Annotated in this window: 16 protein-coding genes and 1 pseudogene; 7 read left to right on the top strand and 10 right to left on the bottom strand. The window is 70.3% G+C overall.

Features of this window, described 5'->3' with window-relative positions:
* Nucleotides 1–170 precede the first annotated feature (170 nt).
* The gene (locus ATK36_RS34600; protein ID WP_386999476.1) at nucleotides 171–248 is read left to right on the top strand and encodes a tryptorubin family RiPP precursor; all 78 of its coding nucleotides are present in this window, start codon (nucleotides 171–173) and stop codon (nucleotides 246–248) included.
* A gap of 66 nt (nucleotides 249–314) precedes the next feature.
* The gene (locus ATK36_RS04990; protein ID WP_098510021.1) at nucleotides 315–1,361 is read left to right on the top strand and encodes a cytochrome P450; all 1,047 of its coding nucleotides are present in this window, start codon (nucleotides 315–317) and stop codon (nucleotides 1,359–1,361) included.
* A 60-nt stretch (nucleotides 1,362–1,421) separates the two neighbouring features.
* Here ATK36_RS04990 and prcA read toward each other — a convergent pair whose 3' ends face one another.
* The 4 genes from prcA to dop all read right to left on the bottom strand — a co-directional run bounded on the left by prcA (nucleotide 1,422) and on the right by dop (nucleotide 5,046).
* Nucleotides 1,422–2,186: a proteasome subunit alpha gene (prcA, locus tag ATK36_RS04985; RefSeq protein ID WP_098510020.1), complete on the bottom strand. Its 765-nt coding sequence runs from the start codon at nucleotides 2,184–2,186 to the stop codon at nucleotides 1,422–1,424.
* 67 nt (nucleotides 2,187–2,253) lie between these two features.
* Nucleotides 2,254–3,114 carry a proteasome subunit beta gene (gene prcB / locus ATK36_RS04980; RefSeq protein WP_098510019.1) on the bottom strand — a complete coding sequence of 287 codons (861 nt, stop codon included), beginning with the start codon at nucleotides 3,112–3,114 and terminating at the stop codon, nucleotides 2,254–2,256.
* Between the two features lie 127 nt (nucleotides 3,115–3,241).
* The gene (locus ATK36_RS04975; RefSeq protein ID WP_098510018.1) at nucleotides 3,242–3,454 is read right to left on the bottom strand and encodes a ubiquitin-like protein Pup; all 213 of its coding nucleotides are present in this window, start codon (nucleotides 3,452–3,454) and stop codon (nucleotides 3,242–3,244) included.
* An 89-nt stretch (nucleotides 3,455–3,543) separates the two neighbouring features.
* A complete protein-coding gene (gene dop / locus ATK36_RS04970) occupies nucleotides 3,544–5,046 on the bottom strand; it encodes a depupylase/deamidase Dop (protein ID WP_098510017.1) in 1,503 nt (500 codons plus the stop codon).
* A 41-nt stretch (nucleotides 5,047–5,087) separates the two neighbouring features.
* Here dop and ATK36_RS04965 point away from each other — a divergent pair.
* Nucleotides 5,088–5,601, top strand: a pseudogene (locus tag ATK36_RS04965) (NUDIX hydrolase).
* Here ATK36_RS04965 and ATK36_RS04960 read toward each other — a convergent pair.
* The 4 genes from ATK36_RS04960 to arc all read right to left on the bottom strand — a co-directional run bounded on the left by ATK36_RS04960 (nucleotide 5,592) and on the right by arc (nucleotide 9,558).
* The gene (locus tag ATK36_RS04960) at nucleotides 5,592–6,209 is read right to left on the bottom strand and encodes a hypothetical protein (protein WP_098510016.1); all 618 of its coding nucleotides are present in this window, start codon (nucleotides 6,207–6,209) and stop codon (nucleotides 5,592–5,594) included. The pseudogene ATK36_RS04965 and the gene ATK36_RS04960 sit on opposite strands and share 10 nt — an antisense overlap.
* Nucleotides 6,210–6,281: 72 nt before the next feature.
* Entirely contained in the window at nucleotides 6,282–7,199 is a 918-nt protein-coding gene (locus tag ATK36_RS04955) for an aldo/keto reductase (protein ID WP_098510015.1), read from the bottom strand.
* 77 nt (nucleotides 7,200–7,276) lie between these two features.
* Nucleotides 7,277–7,615: a hypothetical protein gene (locus ATK36_RS04950; protein ID WP_098510014.1), complete on the bottom strand. Its 339-nt coding sequence runs from the start codon at nucleotides 7,613–7,615 to the stop codon at nucleotides 7,277–7,279.
* A gap of 140 nt (nucleotides 7,616–7,755) precedes the next feature.
* Complete coding sequence (gene arc / locus ATK36_RS04945) at nucleotides 7,756–9,558, bottom strand: proteasome ATPase (protein WP_098510013.1); 1,803 nt, start codon at nucleotides 9,556–9,558, stop codon at nucleotides 7,756–7,758.
* Between the two features lie 328 nt (nucleotides 9,559–9,886).
* Between arc and ATK36_RS04940 the strand changes: the two genes are divergently transcribed.
* Nucleotides 9,887–10,837, top strand: a complete 951-nt coding sequence (locus tag ATK36_RS04940; protein ID WP_098510012.1) for a hypothetical protein — start codon at nucleotides 9,887–9,889, stop codon at nucleotides 10,835–10,837.
* Entirely contained in the window at nucleotides 10,834–11,277 is a 444-nt protein-coding gene (locus ATK36_RS04935; RefSeq protein WP_098510011.1) for a hypothetical protein, read from the top strand. Before ATK36_RS04940 ends, ATK36_RS04935 begins: the two co-directional genes overlap by 4 nt.
* Before the next feature lie 21 nt (nucleotides 11,278–11,298).
* Here the strand turns inward: ATK36_RS04935 and ATK36_RS04930 are convergent, their stop codons facing one another.
* Together ATK36_RS04930 and ATK36_RS04925 are read right to left on the bottom strand one after the other, a co-directional pair.
* Entirely contained in the window at nucleotides 11,299–12,129 is an 831-nt protein-coding gene (locus ATK36_RS04930; protein WP_098510010.1) for a tRNA (adenine-N1)-methyltransferase, read from the bottom strand.
* 104 nt (nucleotides 12,130–12,233) lie between these two features.
* Nucleotides 12,234–13,391 carry a M50 family metallopeptidase gene (locus ATK36_RS04925; protein WP_098510009.1) on the bottom strand — a complete coding sequence of 386 codons (1,158 nt, stop codon included), beginning with the start codon at nucleotides 13,389–13,391 and terminating at the stop codon, nucleotides 12,234–12,236.
* 540 nt (nucleotides 13,392–13,931) lie between these two features.
* Here ATK36_RS04925 and ATK36_RS04920 point away from each other — a divergent pair.
* Both ATK36_RS04920 and ATK36_RS04915 read left to right on the top strand, forming a co-directional pair.
* Nucleotides 13,932–14,846 (top strand): RecB family exonuclease, encoded by a 915-nt coding sequence (locus ATK36_RS04920; RefSeq protein WP_098510008.1) that lies wholly within the window; start codon nucleotides 13,932–13,934, stop codon nucleotides 14,844–14,846.
* Nucleotides 14,846–15,637: a thioesterase family protein gene (locus ATK36_RS04915; RefSeq protein ID WP_098510007.1), complete on the top strand. Its 792-nt coding sequence runs from the start codon at nucleotides 14,846–14,848 to the stop codon at nucleotides 15,635–15,637. Before ATK36_RS04920 ends, ATK36_RS04915 begins: the two co-directional genes overlap by 1 nt.
* The last annotated feature ends 38 nt before the right edge of the window (nucleotides 15,638–15,675 follow it).

Genomic DNA, 15,675 nt, shown 5'->3' with positions numbered 1-15,675 from the left:
CAGCCGATGTTTCCGAAAACAACACCTTGCACAAAAGGAGCAATTCGTAAGCGCCGACTACTGCATTCCGGGATATTTACCGGCGATTCCTTGAGCCGCCGACGAATCCGGATCTACCGTCTTCCAGAGCGCGCATCCGCGCGGCACACCAGCACGTTCAGGAGGTCTCGGTGAAATTCGTCCGCCTGGTGAAGAATATTCTGCCCACCAAGAGTCTCAAAGCCTACGCCTGGTACAACTGGATCTGACTTCGGCGGATTCGTGTGGGGTGGCGGCGTCCGCGTCGCCACCCCACACGGCGAGAAGGAGCTTCGGTGACCGTTCCCGCCCGCGACGAAAACGCACGAACCGTCATTTTCACCCCCCGAATACACGAACTTCTCGACCGTTTCCGTGGGCAAACCCTCTTCCGCCTGGAACCGGACACCGTCGGCATCGCCGGCGCCGCGCTGATGGATTCGGTGCTGCGCAGCCGGCCCGCCGGAGCCGAAGAACGCCCCACCTTCAAACCGGTCCTCGGCCGCCCGATCACCCGGCCCGAATCCGCCACCCTGATGCGTGCCCTCGGCGCGGACGTCCGCACCGCACTCGACCAGCCCCTCGGCACCCCCGACCTCACCGGCACCTGGCCCCGAACACCGCACAAGTACCTGCGCGAACTCGTCTTCGGCCCGGAACGACCCGCCCTGCGCGCTCTCGCCGATCGCCGCCTCGAACTCACCCCGAAATTCACCTGGGCAGCCGTCGTCGCAGCAGCCGCACTCCGCCCCGGACCCCGCCACCGCACCGCACTGTCCACTTTGGCCACCACCGTGCAGAAAGCCGACACCTACGCCGAACGCCGCTTCGCCCTCTACCTCTACCGCCGCATGACCGCACCGATCTGCTTCACCGTCGCCGCCCTCGTCACCAACGCCCTCTGGCTCGCCGCCCCCCTCGACGACGACACCCCCACCGAACACATCCTGCACGAAACCCTCCGGCTGCTCCCACCCTCCTGGAACATCCTCCGCCGGCACTCCCCCGAATTCCCGCCCCTGTCCCCCCACCTCCGCCCGGACGACGACCTCCTCCTACTCCCCCTGCTCAGCCACCGCGACCCGGCCCACTGGACCAACCCCGACACCTACCGACCGGCCCGCTGGCGCCACCTCGACCCCGACGACCACCCCGGATACCTGCCCTTCGGCCACGCCGGCGAACGCTGCTGGGGCAGGCACCTCGTCCTGCCACTGGCCACCCGTCTGCTCCACCTTGCCCGCCGCGACCGGCTCACCATCGACCCCCGCCAGACCCGCGCCCGTGTCCACCTCCACGGACTCCTCGAAGTATCCGACGTCCACGTCATCCGCCAACCCTGACCACCCCATACAGAGGGGGCCGCCCGCACCCGCGGACGACCCCCTCTCAGCACACCACGATCACTCCGGCGCGGCGCCACCCTCCGGCGCATCCTCGCCGGCAGCCTCATCCTTCTGCGGCGCGGGCAACAACGCCTCCAGCGCCGCACCGGACAACCGCCGGAACGCCCGCCGCGGACGAGCCCGGTCCAGGACCGCCACCTCCAGCTTGATCTGATCCGCCTCCGCCGCCGCACCATTCCCGTTCGACGAGGTCGCACTCGCCCGCAACCCCTCGATCGCGGTCGCCAGCGCCACCGGCAGATCATGCCCGGGATCCACCGAATCCTTCAGCTTCGCGCTGATCGGCTCCGTCTGACCACCCATCACCACGAACGGCGACTCATCGAAAATCGACCCGTCGAACGTCAACCGGTACAGCTGATCCTCCGCCGCGGTCGCCCCCACCTCCGCCACGCACACCTCCACCTCGAACGGCTTCAGCTGCTCGGTGAAGATACTGCCCAGCGACGCCGCGTACGCATTCGCCAGCGCCCGCGCACTCACATCCCGCCGGTCGTACTGATACCCCTTCAAATCCGCATGCCGGATCCCGGCCACCCGCAGATTCTCGAACTCCGAATACCGGCCCACCGCGGCGAACCCGATCCGGTCATAGATCTCCGACACCTTGTGCAAGGTCGCCGACGGATTCTCCGCCACGAACAGCACCCCGCCGGAATACTTCAGCACCACCACACTGCGGCCGCGCGAAATCCCCTTCCGCGCCAGCTCGGAGCGCTCCCGCATCAACTGCTCGGGAGAGGCATACAACGGCATCGTCACGGTGTCGGCTCCACGTTCTCCGGCGTACCGGCGCTCGAATGATCAGCGTGCAGGAACATCAACGGCCTCACACCGGCCGATGGTGATTGCGCTCGGCCCGGCCGGCCACCACCGCCTCCGCCACCACCGCGGTCCGCTCCGCGGGCACCTGCACCGCACCCTGCTCCGCGGTGATCGTGATGACACTCGGAAAAATCCGCCGCACCAGATCCGGCCCACCACTCGCGGTGTCGTCATCCGCCGCGTCGTACAACGCCTCCACCGCGGTCCGCACCGCCGCTTCCTCGTCCGCATCCGGGTCGTACAGCTTCTTCAACGCCGACTTCGCGAACAGCGAACCCGACCCGACCCCCGCGAACCCGGCGTTCTCCTCATACCGGCCACCCGCCGGATCATAGGACACGATCCGGCCCGCATGCTTCGCGTCCTCGGCCTCCAGGTCGTACCCCACGAACAACGGCACCACGGCCAGCCCCGCCAGCGCCATGTCCAGATTGGCCTTCACCATCCCGGCCAGCTTGTTCGTCTTGCCGTCCAGCGACAGCGACACACCCTCGATCTTCTCGTAGTGCGCCAGCTCCACCGCGTACAACCGGACCAGCTCCACCGCCAGCCCCGCCGTACCGGCGATGCCCACCGCTGAATACTCGTCGGTGACGTGCACCTTCTCGATGTCCCGGCTCGCGATCAGATTCCCCGACGTCGCCCGCCGGTCACCCGCGATCAGCACCCCGCCCGCGAACGTCAGCGCCACGATCGTCGTCCCGTGCGGCACATCCAGCCCCGCACCCGCCGGCACCCGCCGCGCCGGCAGCAACTCCGGCGCGGCCACCCGCAGGAAATCCGCGAACGACGACGAAACCGGCGAGAAGTACGCCGACGGCAGGCCAGGCCCGGAAAAACCCGCCCCAGCGGAGGTGTTGTCCATACGTGCTCTGGTTCCCATCTCTCCCGTGATCCCGCACCGCCGGCACCCTCAGGGCACCGGCGGCACCGGGCTTGCCTCCTGCCCCGCGGCACCGGCCCCACTCCGGACCCGGCACCACGGGCCGCGGCTACTCGCCGCCCTTCTGCACGTACGCGCGAACGAAGTCCTCGGCGTTCTCCTCCAGCACGCCGTCGATCTCGTCCAGGATCGTGTCCACGTCCTCGCCGAGCTTCTCGCGCCGCTCCTGACCGGCAGCGGCCGCGTCGTCCTCAGGGCCGCTCTCGTAGCCGCTGTCATAGCCTTCGTCGTCGCTGTGCTTGTCGACTCGCTCTTGCGCCATGTCGCCTCCCTGGTGTGGCCACTGGCCCTAAGCCTACCCAGCGGGACCGACAATCGGCGCCCCCCGCGCCCGGCCCGCCCGGTTTCGGCCTAGTCCGAACCGGTGATCGCCTCGACCAGCTCCTCCGCCGTAGCCGACGCGTCCAGCAACCTCCCCACATGCGCCTTCGTCCCCCGCAACGGCTCCAGCGTCGGAATCCGCACCAGCGACTCCCGGCCCACATCGAAAATCACCGAATCCCACGAGGCCGCCGCGATCGAAGCCGCATACTTCTCCAGCGCCCGCCCCCGGAAATACGCCCGGGTATCCGATGGCGGCGTGGTCACCGCCGCCCGCACCTGCTCCTCGGTCACCAGCCGCTTCATCGAACCCCGCGCGACCAGCCGGTTGTACAGCCCCTTCGCCAGCCGCACGTCCGAATACTGCAGATCCACCAGCCGCAACCGCGGCGCACCCCAGCCCAGCCCGTCCCGCTCCCGGAACCCCTCCAGCAACCGCAGCTTCGCCGGCCAGTCCAGCCGATCCGCGCACTCCGCCGGATCCCGCGACAACGCGTCCAGCACCTCACCCCAGACCCGCAGGACCTCCTTGCCCGCCTCGTCCGCCCCGATCCGCTCCAGATTCGCCGTCGCCACCTCGTGATAGGCGTACTGCAGGTCCAACCCGGTGAACTTCTTCCCGTTCGCCAGCTCCACCTTCGCCTTCAACGCCGGATCGTGACTGATCCGGTGCACCGCCCGCACCGGCTCGTCCAGCTTCAGATCGTCGAACCGGATCCCCGCCTCGATCAGATCCAGCACCAGCGCCGTCGTCCCGACCTTCAGATAGGTCGAATACTCCGCCAGATTCGCATCCCCCACGATCACATGCAGCCGCCGGTACTTGTCCGCATCCGCATGCGGCTCGTCCCGGGTATTGATGATCCCGCGCTTGAGCGTGGTCTCCAGCCCGACCTCGACCTCGATGTAATCCGCCCGCTGCGAGAGCTGGAACCCCGCCTCCTCGCTCTGCTGCCCGATCCCCACCCGGCCGGACCCGCATATCACCTGCCGCGACGCGAAGAACGGCGTCAACCCCGCGATCACCGCGGTGAACGGCGTCGACCGCGCCATCAGATAGTTCTCATGCGTCCCGTAGCTGGCGCCCTTGCCGTCCACGTTGTTCTTGTACAACTGCAACGGCGGCTGCCCGGGCACGGTGGCCGCCTTCAACGCGGCCTCCTCCATCACCCGCTCGCCCGCCTTGTCCCAGATCACCGCATCCCGCGCGTTCGTGACCTCCGGCGCCGAATACTCCGGATGCGCATGGTCCACATACAACCGCGCACCATTGGTCAGGATGACGTTCGCCGCCCCCAGATCCTCCACGTCCGGATCGTGCCCCGGACCGCCCGGACCGCTGAGATCGAACCCGCGCGCATCCCGCAGCGGCGACTCCACCTCGTAATCCCAGCGCGCCCGGCGCGCCCGCGGAATCTCCGCCGCGGCCGCGTAGGCCAGCACCACCTGGGTCGAGGTGAGCACCGGGTTCGCCGTGGCATCCCCGGGCACGGCGATGCCGTATTCGACTTCGGTTCCCATGATCCGACGCATGTCCTCCACCCTACGGGGTGGCCGCGTGCGACGATGCCCCCATGCCAGGCAGTGACGAACTCGTTGCCCTCTATGACCAGCACGGCCACGTGACCGGTCAGGCCCTCCGCTCCCGCGTCCGCGCCGAAGGCCTCTGGCACGCGGCCTGCGTCGTACTCGTCCGATCAGGCGACGGCCGGTCGGTGTACGTGCACCTGCGCACCGCCGGCAAGGACACCTTCCCCGCCACCTGGGACTGCTGGGCAGGCGGAGTCGTCGCCGCGGGCGAAACCCCGGCCGCCTGCGCCCGCCGCGAACTCGCCGAAGAACTCGGCATCCACGGAGTGGAACCCGTGGCCCTGTTCACCCACGTCTACGACGAAGGCACCATCCACTGCCACAACTTCGCCTACGAAGTCCGCTGGGACGGCCCGATCCGCCACCAGCCCGAGGAAATCGCCGAAGGCCACTGGCTACCCCTGGACCAGCTGCTCGCCTGGATCGACGACCCCCGCCCGCCCTTTCGTCCCCGACGGCCGCGCAGGTATCCAGGAATGGTTCCGCCGCTACGGCTGAACCGACGCAACCCCAGCCAGCTTCGCCGCGAGCTTCGGCACCAGCCGCTTCGCCGCATCCTGCGCCCGCGCCGGCGTACTCGCCGCGACGCTCAACGCCGACACCACATTTCCCTTGGCCAGCAACACCGAACACGTCGCACCCTCGCACCACGCCCGCTGCGCCGCCAGCCCCTCCGCGACCGGCAACGACACAACCACACCACCACACCTCGCACCCGACACCACCACCGCACCCGCCCGATCCGGGTAAACCGTCACCTCGTTCGTCAGCACCGAACCACTCGGATACACCCAGCTCGCCGACTGCCGCACACCGGCGGCAAGCCCGCCCAGACACCCGGAAACCCGGCCACCACCGGGCCGCACGCCTTCCTCCGCAACGTCCTCATCGGACAGCACCACCACGCGCGGATCGACCGCCACCCGCGACGGCGTCGGCGTCACGACCGAGGCAGACGGACGCACCGGGGCACTGCTCGTCTCCGGAACAGGCGAGGGATCGTCGTAATAGGTCTCGAGATTGTTCGGCCGGTTCCCGCAGCCGGCCAGAGTCAGCGCCCCCAGCCCGACCAGGACGGCCACCGCCGGAACCTGCCGATGACGCACCCGGACCCCTCCGCACGCTCCGCGGCCGGGCCACCCCCGGGCGCGCGATGCGCCCGAGAGTAGTGCAGCAGCTCAATTCCACCGAAGGTGGGACCGCTGCGCCCAATACTCCCGCGGATCCTCCGCCAACCCCGACAACGCGGCCAGCCCCGCACGCGGCACCCGCACCGCCGCCAGGTTCGCCCTCAGCTGCGCCGGACTCGACGGCCCGAGCACCGCCACCGACACCCACTCCTGCGCGAGCACCGCGGCCACCGCCACCGCATCCGGCCCCACCCCATGCTCGGCCGCCAGCCGGCGCACCGGCTCCGGCGCTGCCACCGCGAGCCGCCCATTCGCCAGGGTTTCCTTCACCAGCACGCGGTTCCCCGCCGCCCGGGCCTCCGCCAGCGCGGCTCCGGCGGACGGTTCGAGCACGTTCCAAGTGGACTGCACCGCCGAAAACACCGGCTGCCCACCCACTTCCAGCTCGAACGCCCGGCGCATCGCATCCGCCTGCGCCGACCCGGAGGTGGAGAAGCCGACCTCGACGCCCGACGCGGAAAGCCCGGCGAGCGCGTCGAGCAACGGCCGATCTGTGAACAGTGGACTGTCCACAGTGAGCGAATGAACCTGGTAAAGACCGACCTGTGCGCCGAGCAGTTCCCGGGTCCGCGCCCACTGCTCGGTAAACCGCGCCAGGCTGTGCTCTTTGACCTCGTGCACCTCGGCGTCCAGCCGCCAGTCCCCGACGTAGCGGTAACCCCATTTGCTGGACACGAAGACGTCCTGATGCCCGCGCGCCGCGAGCCAGTCGCCGAGGAACTCTTCGGAGCGCCCGTAGGACCTCGCGACGTCGACCCAGCGCACCCCGGCCCGATACGCCTCGTCGAGCACGGCGTGGGTCGCCGCGCGCATCGCGGCTACATCCCGCTCCGGCGGCAGGTCGCGGCCCAGGTTGAGATAGGCCGGACGGCCGAGCGCGGCCAGTCCCACCGCGATGCGCTCCATCAGAGCCCCCCTGTCGTTGCGGTCTTTTGTTTGTGTGAGCGGTGAGATCGTTTACCTGTCGTCGGCCGTATAGGCCGTTATACACTTTGCTGGTGACGGAGGATGGCCAGCCATTGGCTGGAGTTCTGGGCTTGGCGGTGGAGTTTTTCGAGGCGGGCGGCGGGTGCCCGGACGTAGCCTTTGCCGAAGACCGGGGCGATCTGGCGGAGGCTGGCGCCTTCTTCGCGGGCGGCGAGGAGTGCCCAGTCGGAGGCGTCCGCGCAGGCTGCGGAGGCGCGGCGGAGTTCGCCGAGCAACTCGATGAGGTCGGTGGCACTCAACTCCCCCGCCTGGACGGCTGCGGCCGTGGTTTCCAGCCAGGCAAGGATGTCGGCTTCGGTGACCGGTGGACGTGGCCGTGCGTCATGAGTGCTCACAGCATCGGAGTATAGGTCGTTATACGCCGTCCTCCGATCAGGCTTCCCTGGCAGGGCCCGAAATTCGCCGGGTGATTTACCTCACAACGCGCTTCGAGGGCCTGGCGGGCGACGCCGGCAGGCCCTCGAACGCGGGTATCCTACAGGTACTGACCGGTGTTCGTGGCGGTGTCGATCGCCCGCCCCGATTCCTGGTTCTTACCGGTGACGAGCGTGCGGATGTAGACGATCCGCTCCCCCTTCTTGCCGGAGATCCGGGCCCAGTCGTCCGGGTTGGTGGTGTTGGGCAGGTCCTCGTTCTCCGCGAACTCGTCCACGATCGCGTCCAGCAGGTGCTGCACGCGCAGGCCGGGCTGCTGGGTCTCCAGCACCGACTTGATCGCCGACTTCTTCGCCCGGTCCACGATGTTCTGGATCATCGCGCCCGAGTTGAAGTCGCGGAAGTAGAGCACTTCCTTGTCCCCGTTGGCGTAGGTGACCTCGAGGAACCGGTTCTCGTCGCTCTCCTCGTACATCCGCTCCACGGTGTGCTGGATCATCGCGTCGAAGGTGGCCTTCTGGTCCCCGCCGAACTCGGCGAGGTCGTCGGCGTGGATCGGCAGGCCTTCGGCGAGGTACTTGGAGAAGATGTCCTTGGCACCCTCCGCATCCGGCCGTTCGATCTTGATCTTCACGTCCAGCCTGCCGGGCCGCAGGATCGCCGGGTCGATCATGTCCTCGCGGTTGGAGGCGCCGATGACGATGACGTTCTCCAGCCCCTCGACCCCGTCGATCTCCGACAGCAGCTGCGGCACGATGGTGGTCTCCACATCGGAGGACACGCCCGAACCGCGGGTGCGGAAAATCGAGTCCATCTCGTCGAAGAACACGATCACCGGGGTGCCCTCGGAGGCCTTTTCCCTGGCCCGCTGGAAGATCAGCCGGATCGAGCGCTCGGTCTCGCCGACGAACTTGTTCAGCAGCTCCGGGCCCTTGATGTTGAGGAAGTAGGACTTGCCGTCCTCCGCCTCACCGCGGGCCTGCGCGACCTTCTTGGCCAGGGAGTTCGCCACCGCCTTGGCGATCAGCGTCTTCCCGCAGCCCGGCGGGCCGTAGAGCAGCACGCCCTTGGGCGGGCGCAACTGGTACTGCTGGTAGAGATCGGCGTGCAGGAACGGCAGTTCCACCGCGTCGCGGATCTGCTCGATCTGCCGGGACAGGCCGCCGATGTCCTCGTAGCGGACGTCCGGCACCTCCTCCAGCACGAGGTCCTCGACCTCGGCCTTCGGCACCCGCTCGTAGGCGTAGCCCGCCTTCGAGTCCACCAGCAGCGAGTCACCGGGTTTGAGCGTCTGCCCGGCCAGCGGATCGGCCAGCAGCACCACCCGTTCCTCGTCCGCGTGCCCGACCACGAGCGCCCGCGGGCTGGCGCCCTCGACGTCCGGGGCGAGCACCTCGCGCAGCGCGCACACCTCGCCGGTGCGCTCGAAATCCCCGCCCTCGACGACGGTGAGCGCCTCGTTGAGCCGCAGCGCCTGGCCGCGGCTCAGCTCGGAGATCTCCACCGCGGGCGAGACCGAGACCCGCATCTTGCGGCCCGCGGTGTACACATCGACCGTGTTGTCCTCGTACGCGGTGACGAACACCCCGTAGCCGCTCGGTGGCTGCGCCAGCCGGTCGACCTCCTCGCGCAGGGCCAGCAGCTGACCGCGGGCCTCACGGAGGGTCTCCACCAGTTTCGTGTTGCGTTCGGTGAGCTGATTCACCCGTTCCGTCGCCTCGGCGAGACGTTGTTCCAGAACGCGGTTCTGGCGGGGTGAATCGGTGAGCCTGCGGCGCAGCAGCGCCACTTCCTCCTCGAGAAAGCGGATCTGCCGGGCCTCCTCGTCGCTCGTCTGCCCTGCTCCGCTCGTTGCTGAAGGGTCGGCCTCCTCGCGCCGACCTCCGGGAAGGTCATGGTGCATCGGGCACCTCCTCGGAGTGCTTTTCATTCCACGGTACCGGCGATCACCGACAATAAAAGGCCTTTCCGCATCACAAGATCGGCGCGTCGCGGTTTGCCGGCCCGCCCAGCACGGCCGCGGGCACCGCGCAAGCGTCCGTTTCGGTACCGCGAACCGGCGCGGTCGGCACCCCGCGTGTCCCGGTGGCGGGCCGAGCCCGGATCCGGGCCAAACGGACAGGTTCCGGACTGGCCTCGGCGGAGGGGTCCGAGCTTGGTTAGCATCCCCCCTGACCACCGCCACGGTGGACTTGGGGAACCAGGACGACGAGTAAGCAGGGGGCACCGAGATGACCTACCCGCCGCAGCAGCCCGGCGGCTGGCACCAGGGCGGCCAGCAGCCGAATCCCTACGGCCGGCAACCCGGCGGGCAGCCGCAGTCCGGTGGCTGGCCGCACGCACCGGGCGGGCAGCCGGGCCAGTTGCAACCCGGGCCGCAGCCTGGCGGGTGGAACCAGGGCGGGCCCCAGCAACCGGGTTGGGACCCGAACGCACCACAGCAGCCCGCGTGGGACCCCAACGCACCACAGCAGCAACAGCCCGGCTGGGACCCGAACGCGCCGCAGCAAACGCCGGGATGGGACCAGGGCGGCCAGCAGCCGCCGCCCGGCTGGCAGCAGCCCGGCCAGTTCCCGCAGCAAGGCTGGCAGCAGCCCGGACCGGGACAGCCCGGCTTCGGTGAGTTCGGCCCGCAGCCGCCGAAGAAGAAAAAGACCGGGCTGATCGTCGGTCTCGCGGTCGGTGCCGTGGCGGTCGCCGGCGGGGTGGTCGCGCTCGTGATCAGCCTGTCCGGGGACGACTCCGGCAAGAACGACAGCGCGAGTGCGCCGTCCTCGTCCGCCGCGCCGGTCCAGCCCGGCGGGCCGCGCAGCAGCGCGCCCGGCGGCAGCCGGTCCAGCGCGCCGTCCGCCGGCGGGACCGGCAACTCCCCCGGGGCCGCGGGCGGGAAGGCGTCCTCGGGCGAGCTGTTCGACGCGGTCGCCCAGGCCTACAACAGTTCCGATGGCAACGCCGTGTTCTCCATGCTGTGCACCAGCCTCACCAAAGGCCAGCAGCAGCCCAAGGACACCCTGCCCCCGGACGTGCAGTTCCAGCTCACCGGCAGCCCGCAGGACAGCGGCGACCAATCCACGATCCGGTACCGGGTAACGCACTCCGGCAAGACCAACGACGGCACCCTCACCGGCTACCGGCAGAGTGGCTCGTGGTGCATCGGGAAGGTCGCCGCGGACCACCCGTGAGAACCCGGCCGGCCGCGGCGCTGGCCGTGCTCGCGGCACTCGTACTCGGCGGAGTCCTCGGCCTGTTCCTCGTGAGCGGGCCGGGGGCCGCCGAGCCGGAGACCCCACCACCACCGGCGACGCTCCATGCGGGCTCCCCCGCCCCGGAGGCGGATCGCGTGGCCACCACGGTGGTCGCGAACGCGCTCGTGCAGGCGATGTCCGCCTCGGATACCGCGGAATTCGCCACGCTCACCTGCCGCCCGCAGGGCAAGGAGGCGCTCGTCGGGCTGCAAGCCCGGTGGGACGCGGCCGGGCCGATGCGCGCGAGTATCGCCGCGTCGCCGGTGGTCTCCGGCGACGAAGCGTCGGTGACGGTCCGCGTCGAAGCCACGGGCGGGCACAAGGACACGGCCTTCCCGCTCCGACGGGTGCACGGCCGGTGGTGCCTCGCCGACTAGCATTCCCGGCGAGCTGCGGCGCTAACCCTTGCCCTTGCTGGGACGGCGCGAGACGCGCGGGGAGACCGTGCCGTCGGCAAGCCTCCGCGCGGTCAGCAAAAAGGCCGTGTGCGCGACCATCCGGTGGTCGGGCCGTACCGCGAGCCCGACCACGTGCCACGGCCGCACCAGCGACTCCCACGACTCCGGCTCGGTCCAGCACTGCTGTTCCCGCAACGACTCCGTCACCCGGGACAGCTGAGTCACCGTCGCCACGTACACCGTGAGCACTCCCCCGGGCACCAAGTGCCGGGCAACGTTCGGCAGCTGATCCCACGGGGCGAGCATGTCCAGCACGACCCGGTCGACCTCGCCCTCGTGCGAAGCCAGATCGGCGACGGTCAGCGTCCAGGTGTCCGGCTTCTCGCCGAAAAACTTCTCCACGTTGCGCTCCGCGTGCTCCGCGTGGTCGTCGCGGATCTCGTAGGAGTACACGTGCCCGGCGGGGCCGACCGCCCGCAGCAGCGAGCAGGTCAGCGCACCCGAACCGGCGCCGGCCTCCAGCACGCGGGCGCCCGGGAAGATGTCGCCCCACATCACGATCTGCGCGGCATCCTTCGGATAGATCACCTGGGCGCCGCGCGGCATCGACAGCACGTAGTCCGGCAGCAGCGGGCGCAGCGCGAGATAGTTGCTGCCCCCCGCGGAGGTGACCACGGATCCTTCCGGGAGCCCGATGAGTTCGTCGTGCGCGAGTGCGCCGCGGTGCGTGTGGTACTCCCCGCCCTCGGCCAGCGTGAGGGTGTAGTGCCGGCCTTTCGAGTCCGTCAGCTGAACCCGGTCACCTGCACGAAACGGTCCGCTGACCGACAACTTCTTCCTCCACTGCGCACATTTCTTCGACAGCCCGGGCGTCCCGGACGCCCGGAGGGGAATCCTTGCAGGCCGTCCGGCCGGGCCGGTGCCCGGGTACGCGCTCAGGCCCGGCGGCGGGCGTGCATCAGCGCGGCGCGCAGATCCTCGCGGCGCAGCACCCCGGACGGGCGGCCTTCGTCGTCGACGACGAGGAACTGCCAGGCGGGCGTCTCCCGGACGTGCTCGGCGATCTCCTCGCCCGGTTCCGAGGACAGCAGCACGGTCTCCGCGCGGATCGGTTCCGCGGCGAGTTCGGCCGGAGCGTGCGGAGTGGTACCGGCCAGCTGCTGGGCTGCCTGCTCGTCCAGCAGGCCCGCCGCGACGCCGTCCGCACGCACCAGCACCACGCCCCGCCCGGCCGAGGCGGCCAGCGCGTCGGACACCGGGCTCTCCGCGGGCAGTTGCAGCACCGGGCGGACCAGATCGGCCAGCCGCAACCCTTCCGGCCACCCCCGGCGTGCCTCGGCGGCCAGCTCCGAGCGTGCGCCGAGGATCACGAACCACGCGGTCACCACGCAGACCCCCAGCCGCAGCCAGCGGTCCGGGCTCTGCGTGGCCAGCCCCCACAACGCCCACACGATCAGCGCGGTCGCCACGAGCGCGCCGCCGGCGACCGCCGCGCGAGTGCCCTTGGCACGCTTGCCGGTCGCCGCCCACACCCCGGCGCGCACGAGCCGTCCGCCGTCCAGCGGCAGACCGGGCAGCAGGTTGAACACGCCGACCGCGAGGTTCGCCACCGCGCATTCGGCGACCAGCAGCCAGACCGGCCCGTCCGGTGGCACGGCGAACAACAGCAGCGCGCAGAATCCGCCCAGCAGCAGAGAAACGACCGGCCCGGCGGCGGCGACCAGCCCTTCCTGACCCGGACGGCGTGGAGTCCGGGCCACTTCGGACAGCCCGCCGAGCAGAAACAGCCGCAGCCGCCGTACCGGGATCCCGAGCCGCAGCGCGACCACGCAGTGGCCCAGCTCGTGCGCCAGCACGGACAACCCGAGCAGCACCGCGAACGCCGCGGCCAGCAGCCACGAGGTGAGTGTGGACACGTCCGGCAGCAGCCGCCCGACAAGCGGCGCGTAGAGCACCACGATGACCAGCGAGCCGACCCACCAGGACGGGGCGAGCAGGACCGGCACCCCGCCGATCCGGAACAGCAGGAGCCCGCCCTCCCCACCGGCGGCCTGCCGCGCGGGCCCGGCACCGTGCTGACTGGTCGCGGCCATGCCGATCAGCGTAGAGGCCCCGATGTGGGAAGCAGGTGACCCGGTCCGCCCGGACGAGTGGTGTCCGCCGCGTTCGCTGAGAGGGAAAGCCGTGAAGGTGGCCTTCACAGCCCTTGGCCACAGGGTGTCGGCAAAGTCGGTGTGGAGGGCCCTGCGCAGCTGCGGAGGTCCGTGAAGGGCTGTGAAGGGTCCCTTCACGGACTCTGAGTCCGTGAAGGGACCCTTCACGGACCCGAAACCGGTCGGGCAGCCACGGCTCTCTGCTGATCACGGGCCCTCGACCAACATTGCCGGGACCCTGGCCTCAGAGTCCGTGAAGGACCCCTTCACGGCTATGGCTCGAAGCCGGTCCGGCGCGCGCCACGAGGTGGTCGCACACGCCGATGATCACGCGGCAGCCACGGCCCTCTCTGCACGGGTCCCCGACCAACTTTGCCGGAACCCTGCCGGAGCTTGGCCCGGAGGGCGGGCGGGGATCGGCACGCGCCGGGTGCGTGGCGGTGGCGCGGAACTGTCGGTACCCGGCGCTACGCTCTGGCCATGTCCGATACCGCCACGGTCACCAGTCCCCCGGACACCGGGACGGACGCCGCCCCGGCCCGGCGGCGGCCCGCGTTGTCGCCGTCCCGGGCGAGCGACTTCAAGCAATGCCCGCTGCTCTACCGGTTCCGCGCGGTCGACCGGCTGCCGGAGGTACCCACGCGAGCGCAGGTGCGCGGCACGCTCGTGCACGCCGTGCTGGAGCGCCTCTTCGCGCTGCCCGCCGCCGAGCGGCTCGCGCCGCGGGCCAAGGAGCTGCTGGAACCCACCTGGGCCGAGCTGTCCGAGGCGAGTCCGGAGTGGACGGAGCTGTTCGCGGAGGAAGGGCAGGGCACGGCCAAGGAGCCCGACGTCGCCGGATGGCTCACCTCCGCCGAGAAGCTGCTCGACGCCTACTTCGATCTGGAAGACCCGCGCCGGCTGGAGCCGGAGGCCTGCGAGCTGCACGTGGAGATCGAGCTGGGCTCAGGGGTGCGGCTGCGCGGCTACATCGACCGGGTGGATGTCGCGCCCACCGGCGAGATCCGGGTCGTGGACTACAAGACCGGCGCCGCGCCGCGCGAGATCGGCGAGGCCAAGGCGCTGTTCCAGATGAAGTTCTACGCGGTGGTGCTGTGGCGGCTGCGCGGAGTGGTCCCGCGTCAGCTCAAGCTGATGTACCTGACCGACGGGCAGTCGCTGGCCTACACCCCGGACGAGGCCGAGCTGGTGCGGTTCGAGCGCACCCTGGAAGCGATCTGGCAGGCGATCCTGCGGGCGGGCAAGAGCGGCGATTTCCGGCCCAGCAAGAGCAAACTCTGCGCCTGGTGTGATCACCAGGCGCACTGCCCGGAGTTCGGCGGCACCCCGCCGGACTACCCGGGCTGGCCCGAGCCCGATCCGGGCGAGGAGACCGCACTGGACCGGGCCGACTGATGGCCGGCGCGTTCTACCTCCCCCTCGGCGACGAGCGCTACGCGGCCACCGAGCACACCAGCGGTCCCTGGGATCCGCGTGCGCAGCACTTCGGCCCGCCCTCCGCGCTGCTGGTGCGCGGGCTGGAGCGGATCGAGGCACCCCATCCGGCTCAGCTGGCCAGGGTGACCGTGGAGATCCTCGGCCCGGCACCGGTGGCCGAGCTGACCCAGCGGTCCTGGATCGAGCGGCCGGGCCGCTCGGTCGAGCTGCTGGTCTCCGAGCTGTCCGCGCAGGGCAAGCCGGTCGCCCGCGCCACCGCCTGGCGGATCGGCACCACCGACACCACCGCGATCGCCACCGACGCGGGCCCGCTGCTGCCCGCCCCCGACGCCGGGCAGACCACCGAGTTCCCGCTCGGCTGGGAAGGCGGTTACCTGCAAGCGATCGAATGGCGGGGAGTCCGCGGCGCGGTCAACAGCCCCGGCCCGGCCGCCGTGTGGGCGCGGCAGCGGATCCCCTTGGTGGACGGTGAGGAGCCGAGCGGCCTGCAGCGGCTGTTCACCATCGCCGACTCGGGCAACGGCGTCTCGCATTTCCTGGACACCGCCCGGTGGTGGTTCATCAACTCCGAACTCACCGTGCACCTGCGCCGGGTGCCCCAGGGCGAGTGGATCGGGCTGGACGCGGTGACCCTGCTCGGACCGCACGGCGTCGGCACCGCGACGAGCACCCTGCACGACGGTTCCGGCCCGGTCGGCACCGGCGCGCAGGCGTTGATGGTCCGGCAGCGACAGGCCGGGGGCGGATGAGCGCGCCCCGGCACGCGGGTCCGATACCCTTCGCGGAA

It is taken from the genome of Amycolatopsis sulphurea (assembly GCF_002564045.1).
Lineage (GTDB): Bacteria > Actinomycetota > Actinomycetes > Mycobacteriales > Pseudonocardiaceae > Amycolatopsis > Amycolatopsis sulphurea.
This window is presented reverse-complemented; position numbering and strand designations above follow the sequence as displayed.